This is a genomic window from Bartonella taylorii 8TBB, from assembly GCF_902825155.1.
GTDB lineage: Bacteria > Pseudomonadota > Alphaproteobacteria > Rhizobiales > Rhizobiaceae > Bartonella > Bartonella taylorii_A.
This window is the reverse complement of sequence record NZ_CADEAG010000002.1, coordinates 228,561-242,746: the sequence shown is the minus strand read 5'-3', so window position 1 is coordinate 242,746 and position 14,186 is coordinate 228,561. Positions and strand designations below refer to the sequence as shown.

Here is a 14,186-nt window from a genome sequence, read left to right as displayed (position 1 = left end):
GCTTCTCTGTTTCATATTCAACATGCGCTGTAGAAATGGTAATTCCACGTGCACGCTCTTCTGGTGCCGCATCAATTTGGTCATACGCTTTAAATTCACCAAAATATTTCGTAATCGCTGCTGTTAACGAAGTCTTCCCATGATCAACGTGACCAATCGTACCAATGTTAACATGCGGCTTCGTACGTTCAAATTTGCTCTTTGCCATTTGAGCTCTCCATTTTCCGTCCAAATCAAGGACTAAGTTAAAAATTAATTACACAACCAAAAATCACGCGTATTTCTTTTGAATCTCCAAAGCAACAGCCGAAGGGACAGGCTCATAATGATCAAACTGCATTGTATACTGCGCACGCCCCTGACTCATCGAACGAAGAGTATTCACATAACCAAACATATTTGCCAAAGGAACCATTGCATTCACAACTGTAGCAATACCACGCGCCTCAGTTCCTGAAATCTGACCACGACGAGAATTTAGATCACCAATTACATCACCAACATAATCTTCCGGAGTCACAACCTCTACCTTCATGATTGGCTCAAGAAGTTGGGCACCAGCCTTCTTTGCTCCATCACGGAAAGCCGCACGAGCAGCAATTTCGAAAGCTAAAACAGAAGAATCAACATCGTGATAACCACCATCGATCAAAGTAGCTTTTACACCAAGCATAGGGAAGCCTGCAAGAGGCCCCGACCCCATAACGCTCTCAATTCCCTTTTGAACACCAGGAATATATTCTTTAGGAACAGCACCACCAACAACTTTCGACTCAAAAATAAAATCATCACCATCATGAGGCTCAAAAATAATCTTTACACGCGCAAATTGTCCCGCACCGCCAGATTGCTTCTTATGTGTATAATCAATTTCTGCCGTCTTGGTAATAGACTCACGATAAGCAACCTGAGGCTGGCCAATGTTTGCCTCAACCTTAAATTCACGCCTCATACGATCAACAATAATATCAAGATGAAGCTCTCCCATTCCAGCTATAATGGTTTGCCCCGATTCTTCATCAGACTTCACACGAAACGAAGGGTCCTCAGCAGCCAAACGATTAAGCGCTATACCCATTTTTTCCTGATCTGCTTTCGTCTTTGGCTCAATTGCAATTTCAATAACAGGCTCTGGAAAATCCATCCGTTCCAAAATAATAGGCTTCAAAGGATCACAAAGAGTATCACCTGTTGTTGTTTCTTTAAGCCCCGCGAGAGCAACAATATCACCAGCGAACGCCTCCTCGATGTCCTCACGAGAATTTGAGTGCATTTGAAGCATACGCCCCAAGCGCTCCCTCTTTCTCTTCACAGTATTTTCTAAAGAGACACCTTTTTGAACCTTACCAGAATAAATACGACAAAAAGTTAACGATCCAACAAAAGGATCATTCATAATTTTAAAAGCAAGCATGGAAAGCGGAGCATCATCTGAAGATTCACGCGTCGCCTCAGACTCAGTTTTCACATCAACGCCACTAATTGCAGGAACATCAACCGGAGAAGGAAGATATGACACAACAGCATCCAAGAGCGGTTGAACACCCTTGTTCTTAAAAGCCGTACCACAAAGAACCGGATGAAACTGAACCTCTATTGTTCCTTTACGAATAAGATCAACAAGCTGTTCATCGGTTGGCATAACACCTTCCAAATAAGCCTCGGTCGCAGCCTCATCAACTTCAACCGCCATTTCAATGAGTTTTTCGCGGTATTCTTCCGCCTTCTCCTTCAAATCAGAAGGAATATCACCCACTACAGCCGGAGCACCGATAGAACCATCCCACTTTAATGCCTTCATCTCAACAAGATCAACGACACCTTCAAAATCATTTTCAGCACCAATCGGCAATTGCAAAACAAGCGCTTTAGCCCCCAAACGCGAATCAACCATTTCTACACTACGATAAAAATCAGCACCTATTTTATCCATTTTATTAACGAAGACCATGCGCGGCACACGATATTTTTCAGCCTGCCTCCAAACAGTTTCTGTCTGAGGCTCCACACCAGCATTTGCATCCAACAACGCTATTGCACCATCAAGAACACGCAAAGAACGCTCAACTTCGATCGTAAAATCAACGTGCCCTGGCGTATCAATAATATTAAAGCGCCGCTTCCGACCATCCCGCCCTTCCCAAAAGGTTGTTGTCGCAGCAGATGTAATCGTAATACCACGCTCCTGCTCCTGCTCCATCCAATCCATCGTAGAAGCACCATCATGGGTTTCACCGATTTTATGATTTTTGCCGGTATAAAACAAAATACGCTCAGTCATAGTGGTCTTACCAGCATCAATATGTGCCATAATACCAAAATTACGATAATCTTCAATTTTATATTCGCGAGCCATTGCACTTGCCTTAAATTTTTAACACGCCTACCAACGATAGTGAGAGAATGCACGATTAGCCTCAGCCATACGATGAACATCTTCACGCTTCTTGACCGCAGAACCGCGATTATTTGCTGCATCCATCAACTCGCCAGAAAGACGATCAATCATTGTCGTCTCATTTCGACCACGCGCCGCTGAAATCAACCAACGAATAGCAAGAGCCTGACGTCGATCAGGACGAACATCAATAGGAACCTGATAAGTAGCACCACCAACGCGACGCGAACGAACCTCAATATGAGGAGCAACATTCTCCAACGCTTGATGAAACAGAGCCACGGGATCTGTTTTCACCTTCTTTTCCACAACCTCAAGCGCACCATAAACAATACGCTCAGCAACTGACTTTTTACCATCAAACATAATGGCATTCATAAATTTTGTAACAACCAAATCACCAAATTTTGGATCTGGATTAATTTCACGTTTTTCTGCTCTATGGCGACGGGACATTGGCCTTGTCTCTCAATATTATTTTGGACGCTTCGCGCCATACTTAGAACGACGCTGTTTACGATTCTTGACACCCTGTGTATCAAGCAAACCACGAATAATGTGATAACGAACCCCTGGCAAATCTTTTACACGACCACCCCGAATCATAACAACAGAGTGCTCTTGAAGATTATGCCCTTCTCCAGGAATATAACCGATCACCTCAAATCCATTTGTCAAACGGACTTTAGCAACTTTACGAAGTGCAGAATTTGGTTTCTTCGGTGTCGTTGTATAGACACGAGTACAAACCCCACGCTTCTGCGGATTCGACTGAAGAGCAGGGACCTTGTTGCGCTTAACTGGCGCCAAACGCGGTTTGCGAATCAACTGGTTTACGGTAGGCATGCAACCTTCCTCTTTTTGATCTACGTTCGTTTTGCCCTCTTGGGCTTTTTATCTCTTCCGAAAAAATCGGAGCAAATACCCAATCTCACACATAAAATCGGGCAGGACTGTTGCAAACAGCTTACCCGATTACAAGCAGAGAAGGCAATAGCCTTTTGCACTAGCATTCGCTTTTAATCTTTAAAATTAAACCTGTTTGAATGACTTTTTGAATAAACATCAAAACTGCTAACCACTCTCACATCAGCTATAATGTTCTCTAATAGCGAGAACACATACATTCGTCAAGAACTAAACATCAGAAAGTTTTTAAAAATAAATTAAATTGTAACAATTTAATTTAGCTTTTAGAGGATTTCTTGATAAATTAAGCTCTGTAGCAATATCTCTTCACACAACAAAAAAAGAGCCGCAACCTATTATAGTTATATCTATAGAACACTTTAACGTAGCAATATAACAAATTGCATAGGAATATTATAAGACAAACATAATGAAAATAGTAACGTGGAATATTGCCGGAATAAAAGCACGACATGAAACATTATATCAATGGCTAAAACACAATCAGCCGGATATCGTCTGTCTACAAGAAATTAAAAGTACTGATGAGAATTTTCCACGCGATGCAATTGAAAGACTAGGTTATCACATAGAAACACACGGACAAAAAAGTTTTAATGGTGTTGCGATTCTCTCTAAAAAAACACCTGATGAAGTGATCCGTCGATTACCTGGCAATGATAATGATGAACAAACACGTTACATTGAAGCCGTTTATTCAACAAATAAAGGCATTGTTCGTGTTGCCTCCCTCTATCTGCCCAATGGAAACCCTATCAAAAGCGAAAAATATTCTTACAAAATGGAATGGATGGAAAGATTGTATGTACATGCAAAAAAATTACTTTCGTATGAAGAACCACTTGTCCTAGCTGGTGATTACAATGTCATTCCTACCCCATCGGATGCAAAAAATCCTCAGGAATGGAATCATGACGCTTTATTTCTTCCACAAACAAGACAAGCATTCCAACGCATTGTTCATTTAGGTTTTTATGATGCTATTCGTAATGTAACTGATACCTCCTCATTCAGTTTCTGGGATTTTCAAGCTGCTGCATGGCGCAAAAATAATGGGATTCGCATTGATCATTTGCTCTTATCACCAGAAGCTATTGATCAACTTATCTGCGCTTATAACCAAACAGAAGTAAGAGGATATCAAAAACCATCAGACCATGTACCCGTTTGGATTCACCTTAATTTCAATTAGCTAAAGTACAACACTTAATTTTATTGTGATAAAAAATATCCCACCTAGAAAATAAATGTGCTACACCGTGCATAAAAATATACCCTAAACAATAAAATCAATTACTAAGAATCGTAAATGAATGGAGGACATCAATGAGAAAATCACTGTTAATGTTTATTGCAGCAACTGCCATTGGGCTCACAAGTGTCGCACATGCTGGAAATGATACCCTTGAAAAGATAAAGAAAACAGGAGAGATCACGCTGGGTGTCCGTGAATCATCAGGTCTAGCCTATGCCCTTGGTAATGACAAATATGTAGGTTTCCACACAGAAATGGCAGAGCGTATTATCGACGATATTTCAAAAAAAATTGGTAAACCAATCAAAATTCATTATCTCCCTATCACATCACAAAATAGAATTCCCCTCTTGAAAAATAGTACCTATGATTTTGAATGTGGCTCAACAACAAATAATGTTGCCCGTAGTAAAGAAGCCACATTTGCTTATACCACTTATGTCGAAGAAGTTCGAATTGCCGTAAAGAAAAACTCTAACATTAAATCTCTTGCCGATTTAAATGGAAAAACAGTCGCAACTACTACTGGTACAACGTCTGTTCAACTTATCCGTAAAAATAAACGTGCAAAAAATATTCGCTTTAATGTTGTGAAGGGAAAAGATCACGGAGATAGCTTCTTATTATTAGAATCTGGTCGTGCAGACGCATTTGTTATGGATGCTTCAATTCTTGCGGGACATATTACAAAATCGAAAAATCCATCTGATTATATCATCCTAGATACTGTACTTTCAGTTGAACCTATCGCCTGCATGCTCAGATTAAATGACAAAAACTTCGAACAAGCAATTAATGATAGCATCGTGCGTCAAATCAAAGACGAATCACTTGAAAAACTTTATGATAAATGGTTTATGAAACCAACTCCGCCTGCAAACACTATTGTCAACCTCCCTTTATCTAAATCAACGAAATATGCTTGGGAACATCCAAATAATAAACCTCGCGAAGACTATACAGAGAATAATTTGTAGAATTAAAAAGAGAATAACCACACTCTTTGAAAATTGAGTGTGGTTATATTTTAGTTTATTTTTTAATAAATTCAGCATATGTAAAAATACTGCTGATTTATTGTTCTGTTTTGCGGATTACTAAATTTAGGAAATATTAATTAATGGACTTTTCTTTCCTTTGTACAGATGATCTTAACCAAACACTCGTGGCTGGGTGTCTTGGCACGCCTGGTGTAAGTCACACCTATCTAGATACGCTGCTTGATGGCTTAAGAAATACAGTTATCTTGTCCATTTCTTCAATGATCTTGGCTATATCTTTTGGCATTATTATAGGAACAATGCGCACTCTACCTAACACTTCCATGATCCGCTGCTTATTACGTGCTATTGGAAGTATGTGGGTAGAAATCATGCGTAATATTCCTTTGCTTGTACAAGTATTTTTATGGTATTTTGTTGTTCCTAAAGTTTATCCACCAGCGATGAATTTTTCACCCATTCTCTTAATAACATGTGCCTTGGGATTCTTTACATCAGCCCGCATCGCAGAACAGGTCCGCTCAGGCATTGAGGCGATTCCTTCTGGACAGCGCCACGCAGCTATGGCAATGGGATTTACGACCTACCAGATTTATCGTTATATCATATTACCGCGCGCTATACGCACAATCATGCCACCACTTACTTCAGAAGCAATGGGCATTGTGAAAAATTCGTCTATCGCATTCGCCGTTTCAATAAATGAACTGATGCAATTCCAATACCAAACAATCGAAGAAGTCAGTCATGTTTATGAAAACTATCTGATTGTTACAGTTCTTTATATTTTTATAGCCTTATTCGTATTTATTATTATGACAATAATTGAGCAAATGCTCAAAGTTCCTGATTTTCAAACAAAGGAACACTAAATATGATGAATTTTATAACCTCTCAGTTTGGATTTTCTTCTCCTTTCAATTTTTCAGATTTTGATTTTTCATTTTTTACTTTTGATGTATTCTGTTCTTATATTCTATCGGGTTTGCTCTTTAGTATTTTTCTAACCCTCTTTGCGACGATATTAGGACTTATTTTTGGCACACTCTTAGCAATGATGCGGCTTTCTTCTATAAAACCGCTCTCTTGGCTTGCAATAATTTATATAACTGCCATGCGCTCAATCCCGCTTGTTATGGTTATCCTATGGTTTTTTGTGCTTTTACCTTTCCTAACTGGGACATCAATCGGTGCAAATAAATCTGCACTCATTACCTTTACCGCATTTGAAGCCGCTTATTTTGCCGAGATTATGCGTGCTGGCATAAATTCTGTTTCACAGGGACAAAAACATGCGGGACAAGCTCTTGGAATGACATATTGGCAAAATATGTACATTGTAATTCTTCCCCAAGCCTTTAGAGACATGTTGCCAGTTTTTTTAACACAAGTCATTATCCTCTTTCAGGACACAACGCTTGTTTACGCAATCAGTGGCAATAGCCTCTTGAACGGTTTTGATATTGTTGCTAACAATTTTGGTGTAAAGCAAGAAGCTTATGTCTTGGCAGCTATTTTCTATTTTGTTATCTGTTTTACGCTATCGCAAATAGTTCTGTATCTACAGAAAAAAATATCCATTATTCGCTAACAGGAAAGAAAAATGTCTAATCATATGATCGAAATAAAAAATGTTTCTAACTGGTATGGCGAAATTAATGTTCTTAAAAACTGCACAACCAATATTAACAAAGGGGAAGTGGTTGTAGTTTGTGGCCCATCAGGCTCAGGAAAGTCGACATTTATTAAAACTATTAACGCTCTCGTTCCTTTTCAAAAAGGTGAAATTTGGATTAATGGAACACCGGTTCATTCAAAAAAAACGAATCTGTCTAAATTACGCAGTAACGTAGGAATGGTTTTTCAGCACTTCGAGCTCTTCCCACATTTATCCGTTACAGAAAATTTAACAATTGCACAAATAAAAGTCTTAAAGCGCAGCAAAAAAGAAGCACTCGAACGTGGTTTGTTGTATCTTGAACGCGTTGGACTCATTGAACATAAAAACAAATATCCTGGTCAACTTTCTGGAGGTCAGCAACAACGTGTTGCTATCGCTCGTGCCTTAACGATGGATCCACTTGTTATGCTTTTTGATGAACCAACATCTGCCTTAGATCCTGAAATGGTAGGTGAAGTATTAGATGTCATGATTAGTTTAGCAGAAGAAGGTATGACGATGATTTGTGTAACGCATGAAATGGGGTTTGCGCAAAAAGTCTCTGAACGTGTTATTTTCATGGACCAAGGACAAATCCTCGAAGACTGCTCATCAAAAGAGTTTTTTCTGGATCCGCAAGCCAGAACACCGCGCGCGCAGGATTTTTTGTCTAAAATCCTGAGTCATTAACTGTCTTGTTATAACTAAAAGCTTTTTTGTCGTAAGCTCAAACATGAGTTATTAAGATTTCATATAAGAGATACTAAAAAATGCTGCGATAAAATATTCAAAAATTATTATTTTTTATAATATCAGGAACCAACGACATCGCGGTACGTCGCTCCAATTCATTACAAAGAGTAAAAGCGTGCTTTTGCAGAGGACCGATCCAATTGCGATCTTTTACATTCGCTTTTTCATAGGCTACAGTTAGCAATGCTGTACCGCGAACAACGTTTCCTGACTGAAGCAGCATATTCCCAAGCATCGCTTGAGCAAGAGGATTTCCTTTTCTTGCAGAAAGCTGAAACCATCGTGCCGCCTGTACAAGATTTTTTTCTCTTCCCTCTCCCTTTAAAAATATTTTTCCTAAATAGTATTGAGCTTTAGGATTTCTATAATTCACCGCAGCCTGCATATAAAGACGAACAGCATAAGAAGGATTAGGTTTTACAGGTGAGTGAGGGATACCTTTTTTTATATAACCCGCAAGCTTAACCAATGCATCAGAAATATAACTTTCATTCTCTGGACCAAGATCAGCACCTTTTTCAACAATATACGCAAAAAAGTTGTATGCCTTATAATCATCTTCAGGGACACCATCACCCTCTGCATAAATATAGCCAAGCTTCCAATACGCACCAATATTTCCCATATCCGCTGCACAACGCAACGCTGAAAGTGCCTGATTTATTTGTCCATTTTTATAAGCAGACATACCACGTTTTAAAAAATAAAACGAATTATCAATAGTTTTCTGCGCGCTATTTGCATCTATTACACAAGAAAGTAAAAGAGCCCCTCCCAAAGTAGCAATAATCGAGACTTTTTCCCATACTCTAAGCCCATTTACCATCTAAAATTTCTCCCCTCATCTCAGTTTTAATCATCACATATATCACAAATTGCTTCTTATGTATTCGAACCTTCTTAGTAAGAGAAACAAGCTATTTCAAATAGCTTATATTCTAGCAGAAAGATGAATAAAACAAAATCGCCCAAAATATCTGACAAAAAAACTTTCACTTTTATGGACAATAAAACAATTTTTAATCATAAATCGTCGTTCTGTATTTTATATCAGATCTCTTGGTACTATAATCTGGTTGTTTTAATATTCTCATTATATTATTAAATTCAGCAACCTAATGACAAGAAGTTATCCATGAGAAGAATAGAACAAGGTCCAATTACAACAATCTCTCTAAAGCAATAGATATTTTCTTTTGCGCAGCACGCAATTCTACAATTCTGTTACGTTCAACCTCAACAACTTCCGACCTTGCATTTGCTATAAATTTTGGATTGTTTAATTTAACCGATATTCTTTCAATATCTTGCTCAATTTTACTAACGTCTTTCATCAAACGAGCACGTTCAGCTTCCAGATCAATCAATTTCCCCAATGGTAAACAAAAAATCGCCTCTCCAAAAATCATTTGCGCTGAAACAGCTGGAACTTTATCAGAAAAATTTATTGTTTCAATACGCGCTAACTTTTTAAGAAGAGTACCATAACGCTGCACACGCTCTTGCGTTAAGTCCCCTGCCTCTACAATAACAAGAGGTGCAAGTGCCCCTGCTGGAATGTTCATTTCAAAACGAACAGACCGAAGCTCACTGACAACATCAATAAGCCAATTAATATCGGCAGCAGCCTCTTCATCTACAAACTCTTCCTCTGGCCATTGTATCAATGCTAGCACATCTTCACGTTTCATGCTTGGCGTTTCTGTAAGAGACCACAACTCCTCCGTCATATGAGGCATAAAAGGATGAAGAAGTTTATAAACCTCATCTAAAACCCAAGCAGTACAGGCTTGAGCCTCACTTTTATCATCCTCATTCGAACCTTGAAAAATAGGTTTGAGAAGCTCCAAATACCAATCACAGAGTGTATTCCAAATGAAGCGATAAAGAGCACTAGCAGACTCATTAAACTTATAATTTTCAATACCAGCGGTCACTAGAGAAACAGTTTTAGATAACTCTGTTAAAATCCAACGATTAAGTGCAAGTTTCACTTTTTTTGGCTGAAAAGTAGGATCATGCTTAACACCGTTCATCTGTGCAAATCGGGTAGCATTCCATAATTTCGTAGCAAAATTACGATAACCTGCAATACGGGAGGGATCAAGTTTTACATCACGCCCCTGTGCCGCCATAATAGCCAAAGTAAAACGCAATGCATCTGCACTATATTGATCAATGAGCTCCAATGGATCAATTATATTCCCCTTCGACTTTGACATTTTTGCCCCCTTCTGATCTCGAACGAGAGCGTGCACATAAACCGTTGGGAAAGGAACCTCACCCATAAAGTGAAGCCCCATCATCATCATACGGGCAACCCAGAAAAAGATAATATCAAATCCTGTAACGGATAGAGATGTTGGATAAAAAGTGGCTAATTCAGTCGTTTTATTGGGCCAACCTAGCGTTGAAAAAGGCCAAAGAGCTGATGAAAACCATGTATCTAAAACATCTTGATCACGGGTTAATTCAACCATTTCACCATAATGAGAGAGAGCTGAATCCAAAGCTTCTTCTTCACTTTTTTCAACAAAAACCGTACCATCAGGACCATACCAAGCCGGTATTTGATGCCCCCACCATAATTGGCGCGAAATGCACCAAGGTTGAATATTTTGCATCCAATTGAAATAGGTTTTCTTCCAACTATCGGGAACAAATTGTGTTTCCCCTTGACGAACAGCCTCTATCGCTGGCTTAGCTAATTCTGCAGCATGGACATACCATTGATCTGTCAAGAATGGTTCGATAGGTACTCCACTACGATCCCCATGAGGAATAGTGTGTGGATGATCATCCACAGCTGCTAAATATCCTCCCTCTTCCATTAAAGAAACAATCTTATCGCGCGCAACAAAACGATCAGATTTATCGAGATTTTCTACCAATATTTTTAATTCATCCGATAAAATCAAACCATCAAAAAATGCTTCATTCTCACGTAGAAAAATCTCCGCTTTTTTCGTAAAAATATTAATCAAACGTAGATTGTTGCGCTGCCCTACTTCAAAATCGTTAAAATCATGTGCTGGTGTAATTTTTACAGCACCACTTCCTTCATCAGGATCTGCATAAGCATCGCCAATAATCAATAACCTACGACCAACAAGCGGCAAAACAGCGTTTTGACCTATAAGATTTTTATAACGATCATCTTCAGGATTAACCGCAATTCCCGTATCACCAAGCATTGTTTCTGGCCGTGTTGTTGCCACTGTTATAAAGGTTGTGGCATCATTCGGATCAAAAACTTTACCTTCAAGTGGATACCTAAAGTGCCACAAATGGCCTTTGACTTCTTTTTGTTCAACTTCAAGATCCGAAATAGCCGTTAACAATTTAGGATCCCAATTAACCAAGCGTTTATCCCTATATATCAACCCTTGTTTATAAAGCGTGACGAAAACTTCACGAACAGCTTGAGACAAACCTTCATCCATTGTAAATCGCTCACGCGACCAATCACACGAAACACCAAGACGACGCAGCTGGTTTGCAATAACACCTCCAGTTTTGTGACGCCATTCCCAAATACGCTCAACAAATTTTTCTCTACCCATTTCTTGACGCGTAGGCTCTTGACACTCAGCAAGCTGACGCTCGACAACCATCTGCGTAGCAATCCCCGCATGATCCATGCCAGGCTGCCATAATACATTTTTACCACGCATCCGCTGAAATCTAACCACAATATCTTGAATTGTCGTATTGAGTGCGTGGCCCATATGAAGTGAACCCGTAACATTGGGAGGCGGAAGCATAACGCAAAAAGGTTCTGCATCACTTTTTGAACCCGCTCCCGCTTTAAAAGCACCACGAGCCTCCCACCTCTTCGCAACCCGTTGCTCTATGGAAGCAGCATCATAGTTTTTTTCTAACATTCCACCCATCCATAACGCCGCTGAAAAATGCAATATATGATCTAAAATCTGATCATATCCTTTGCAATCCTCACATATTCATATTAAGCCTGCAAAATTGCAAACAAAATCCCTATAAAATAAAATGAAAAACGTAAAAATAACGAAGAGTTAAGACGACTTTTTAATTGCCTTAACAATCTCTTCACGTAAAATATTCTCAAGTAAAACAGGCAATTTAGACTGTAACCATTCTGCTATAGCTGGGCGCAAGACATCCTTTGCAATCTTCTCCGCAGAAGAAATACAATATTCAGACAATTCCACATGACCAGCAGCCACATTTTCCGAGTGTAATGTACAAACCTCATCACCATACTCTTTTGTTTTATGAACAGAACGCTGTTCTTCAGAAGAAGACTTCATCTTTTGCATATCCGCACCAACAGTATTACTTCCTTCCACCCTATTCTCTTTCTCTTGTGTTAAAGAAAAATCGTGACTTTCAGAAGAAAGACCAATACGATCAGCCAAAGCCTTCATCGCATCATCAACCGATAAAGTCGTGTCATAAACACCTTCCGGTGTGACTGGCGAACGATCTGCAGACGCATTCACTGCAACATCTTCATGTAAAAAGTGATCAGGTTGAACTGCATTTTCTTCGATTATTTCACGAATAGATGTCAAAATTTCATCCATACTTGGCTCACGTAATACGCTTGAACTCTGTACCATACTTTAAACCTCTCAAAGACGCAATAACAAACAGAATCACACTTTTAGTGTAAGGAAAAGAATCATAAGATCAACATGCCTCCTGTTATATTTTCAAATATGCCATTATATTTTCAAACATAATTGTCACGAAGAAGACGCTATACACAACTTTCCTTCTTTATTATAAAACAATATTCAACCGCTATCTTTTTCAACATGCTCAAATACGGATTTTCTGACTTTTTAAAAATTAAAACTATTTGCACCTTAAAAGTCACTTTTAAGCATTATCGGATATATTTTACTGTTTTTAAACCTAAATAATCTGCAGTTAATTTACCAATAGAAGATTGAACACTATAGCTTGCAATAACAGCATTACGTTCTGCCGTAGCAAGCGCAATCTGAGCATTAATCAACAGAGTTCGAGAATTTAAAACATCCAATGTCGTCGCCTGTCCCACACGATTTTCTTGAAGACGGCCTTTAAGAGCAATTTCAGCAGCACGTACACTCTCACGATAAGCAACGACAGATGCGCGTGCCCCCTTTAACTGAAACCAAGCAGAGGTAAGAGACTGTCTTATATTACTATGAGCTAAATCAAGTTGAAGATGAGCCTGCCCAAGTTGTTCCTTGGACTGGCGAATCTGAGCAGATGTACGCCCCCCTTCAAAAATTGGAACACTTAACGACAATCCTATTGATTTAGAAACACCATCCTCCCCAGCACCATTGTAAATCCGGTTATAAGACGCTGTTGCAGAAAAATCAACTTTAGGAAGCAACGCTCCTTCTTTTGCCTTTACATTGTAAAGGCTAGCATCAACCAAATATTTTGCATAAAGAATCGCTGGATGCAATGCAACGCTCATTTGGTAAGCAGCATCAAGACTAACCGGCAAATCTTTTGCCACTGGTGGATATGTTAATTTTTCAGGATCAGAACCAATAACTTGTCGATAAACTGCCTCTGCTGATTTTACATCAGCACGTGCAAGACTTAGTTCTGAAACAGCCACAGAACGCGCAGCTTGCGCTTGGGAAAGATCAACACGCCCCCCCTCTCCCACATCAAATTTTGCTTTATTCGAACGAACTTGCTCTTCTAGAGCCGCCAAATTTTCTCTACGAAGATCAGCAATACGACGTGCTTGATATACATTAGCATATGCTGTTACAGTATCGAGAAAGGTATTTTGCTCAGTATTACGAAGATATTCACGCTGTGCCTGCAGCTTAACCTGGGCTGAAGAAAACATGTTTTGCGTAATAAAACCGTCAAATAATCTTTGATTTAATCTTATTCCTATAGACCCAGAAGTTATATAAGGACCGGACATAGACTTATTCCGCCCATAACTTCCAATCCCCTCAATTTGCGGCAACAACCCCGACCGTGCAATAACTACATCATCACTTGAGATACGTAAAGCCGCCCGTTCACTATTTAACTTAGCATTGTGTATATACGCTTTAGCAAAAGCATCCATCAATGTTTCAGCACCAACCGACCCTGATAGTAAAAGACTCGAAACCAGCAACAAACACGCTTGAAATTTCTTGTTTATTTTGAACACAACAACACACCCTAAATTAATCATAA

The 14,186-nt window shown here is 39.2% G+C and carries 13 protein-coding genes; 5 read left to right on the top strand and 8 right to left on the bottom strand.

What is annotated here, in order from left to right:
• The 4 genes from J7R13_RS03190 to rpsL form a co-directional block, all read right to left on the bottom strand.
• Nucleotides 1-208 (bottom strand): GTP-binding protein (locus J7R13_RS03190; RefSeq protein WP_246786262.1); only part of this gene is annotated, 208 nt, incomplete at its 3' end.
• Nucleotides 209-271: 63 nt separating this feature from the next.
• Nucleotides 272-2,356: an elongation factor G gene (gene fusA, locus J7R13_RS03185; RefSeq protein WP_208437440.1), complete on the bottom strand. Its 2,085-nt coding sequence runs from the start codon at nucleotides 2,354-2,356 to the stop codon at nucleotides 272-274.
• 27 nt (nucleotides 2,357-2,383) lie between these two features.
• The gene (rpsG, locus tag J7R13_RS03180) at nucleotides 2,384-2,854 is read right to left on the bottom strand and encodes a 30S ribosomal protein S7 (protein ID WP_004859225.1); all 471 of its coding nucleotides are present in this window, start codon (nucleotides 2,852-2,854) and stop codon (nucleotides 2,384-2,386) included.
• Between the two features lie 18 nt (nucleotides 2,855-2,872).
• Nucleotides 2,873-3,244: a 30S ribosomal protein S12 gene (rpsL, locus tag J7R13_RS03175; protein WP_208437439.1), complete on the bottom strand. Its 372-nt coding sequence runs from the start codon at nucleotides 3,242-3,244 to the stop codon at nucleotides 2,873-2,875.
• A gap of 493 nt (nucleotides 3,245-3,737) precedes the next feature.
• Between rpsL and xth the strand changes: the two genes are divergently transcribed.
• The 5 genes from xth (at nucleotide 3,738) to J7R13_RS03150 (ending at nucleotide 7,934) form a co-directional block, all read left to right on the top strand.
• Nucleotides 3,738-4,520 (top strand): exodeoxyribonuclease III, encoded by a 783-nt coding sequence (xth, locus tag J7R13_RS03170; protein WP_208437438.1) that lies wholly within the window; start codon nucleotides 3,738-3,740, stop codon nucleotides 4,518-4,520.
• A gap of 134 nt (nucleotides 4,521-4,654) precedes the next feature.
• Nucleotides 4,655-5,560 carry a transporter substrate-binding domain-containing protein gene (locus J7R13_RS03165; RefSeq protein WP_208437437.1) on the top strand — a complete coding sequence of 302 codons (906 nt, stop codon included), beginning with the start codon at nucleotides 4,655-4,657 and terminating at the stop codon, nucleotides 5,558-5,560.
• A gap of 143 nt (nucleotides 5,561-5,703) precedes the next feature.
• Nucleotides 5,704-6,456: an amino acid ABC transporter permease gene (locus J7R13_RS03160; protein WP_208437436.1), complete on the top strand. Its 753-nt coding sequence runs from the start codon at nucleotides 5,704-5,706 to the stop codon at nucleotides 6,454-6,456.
• Nucleotides 6,457-6,458: 2 nt separating this feature from the next.
• Nucleotides 6,459-7,175, top strand: coding sequence for an amino acid ABC transporter permease (locus J7R13_RS03155; RefSeq protein ID WP_208437435.1), 717 nt, complete (start codon nucleotides 6,459-6,461; stop codon nucleotides 7,173-7,175).
• Nucleotides 7,176-7,187: 12 nt separating this feature from the next.
• Nucleotides 7,188-7,934, top strand: a complete 747-nt coding sequence (locus J7R13_RS03150; RefSeq protein WP_281432489.1) for an amino acid ABC transporter ATP-binding protein — start codon at nucleotides 7,188-7,190, stop codon at nucleotides 7,932-7,934.
• Between the two features lie 97 nt (nucleotides 7,935-8,031).
• Here J7R13_RS03150 and J7R13_RS03145 read toward each other — a convergent pair whose 3' ends face one another.
• The 4 genes from J7R13_RS03145 to J7R13_RS03130 form a co-directional block, all read right to left on the bottom strand.
• The gene (locus tag J7R13_RS03145; RefSeq protein WP_208437434.1) at nucleotides 8,032-8,823 is read right to left on the bottom strand and encodes a tetratricopeptide repeat protein; all 792 of its coding nucleotides are present in this window, start codon (nucleotides 8,821-8,823) and stop codon (nucleotides 8,032-8,034) included.
• Between the two features lie 334 nt (nucleotides 8,824-9,157).
• A complete protein-coding gene (locus tag J7R13_RS03140) occupies nucleotides 9,158-11,881 on the bottom strand; it encodes a valine--tRNA ligase (RefSeq protein WP_208437433.1) in 2,724 nt (907 codons plus the stop codon).
• Nucleotides 11,882-12,031: 150 nt separating this feature from the next.
• On the bottom strand, nucleotides 12,032-12,598 hold the full coding sequence (locus J7R13_RS03135; RefSeq protein WP_208437432.1) for a DUF2497 domain-containing protein: 567 nt from the start codon (nucleotides 12,596-12,598) through the stop codon (nucleotides 12,032-12,034).
• A gap of 269 nt (nucleotides 12,599-12,867) precedes the next feature.
• Nucleotides 12,868-14,184, bottom strand: coding sequence for a TolC family outer membrane protein (locus tag J7R13_RS03130; RefSeq protein WP_208437431.1), 1,317 nt, complete (start codon nucleotides 14,182-14,184; stop codon nucleotides 12,868-12,870).
• Nucleotides 14,185-14,186: the final 2 nt, after the last annotated feature.

Excerpts from the sequence above, each read along its gene's own strand:
- fusA (WP_208437440.1), bottom strand. The coding sequence starts at position 2,356 with ATGGCTCGCGAATATAAAATTGAAGATTATCGTAATTTTGGTATTATG.
- J7R13_RS03160 (WP_208437436.1), top strand. The coding sequence starts at position 5,704 with ATGGACTTTTCTTTCCTTTGTACAGATGATCTTAACCAAACACTCGTG.
- J7R13_RS03130 (WP_208437431.1), bottom strand. The coding sequence starts at position 14,184 with ATGATTAATTTAGGGTGTGTTGTTGTGTTCAAAATAAACAAGAAATTT.
- J7R13_RS03165 (WP_208437437.1), top strand. The coding sequence starts at position 4,655 with ATGAGAAAATCACTGTTAATGTTTATTGCAGCAACTGCCATTGGGCTC.
- J7R13_RS03150 (WP_281432489.1), top strand. The coding sequence starts at position 7,188 with ATGTCTAATCATATGATCGAAATAAAAAATGTTTCTAACTGGTATGGC.
- J7R13_RS03155 (WP_208437435.1), top strand. The coding sequence starts at position 6,459 with ATGATGAATTTTATAACCTCTCAGTTTGGATTTTCTTCTCCTTTCAAT.
- rpsG (WP_004859225.1), bottom strand. The coding sequence starts at position 2,854 with ATGTCCCGTCGCCATAGAGCAGAAAAACGTGAAATTAATCCAGATCCA.
- J7R13_RS03145 (WP_208437434.1), bottom strand. The coding sequence starts at position 8,823 with ATGGTAAATGGGCTTAGAGTATGGGAAAAAGTCTCGATTATTGCTACT.
- J7R13_RS03135 (WP_208437432.1), bottom strand. The coding sequence starts at position 12,598 with ATGGTACAGAGTTCAAGCGTATTACGTGAGCCAAGTATGGATGAAATT.
- xth (WP_208437438.1), top strand. The coding sequence starts at position 3,738 with ATGAAAATAGTAACGTGGAATATTGCCGGAATAAAAGCACGACATGAA.
- rpsL (WP_208437439.1), bottom strand. The coding sequence starts at position 3,244 with ATGCCTACCGTAAACCAGTTGATTCGCAAACCGCGTTTGGCGCCAGTT.
- J7R13_RS03140 (WP_208437433.1), bottom strand. The coding sequence starts at position 11,881 with ATGTTAGAAAAAAACTATGATGCTGCTTCCATAGAGCAACGGGTTGCG.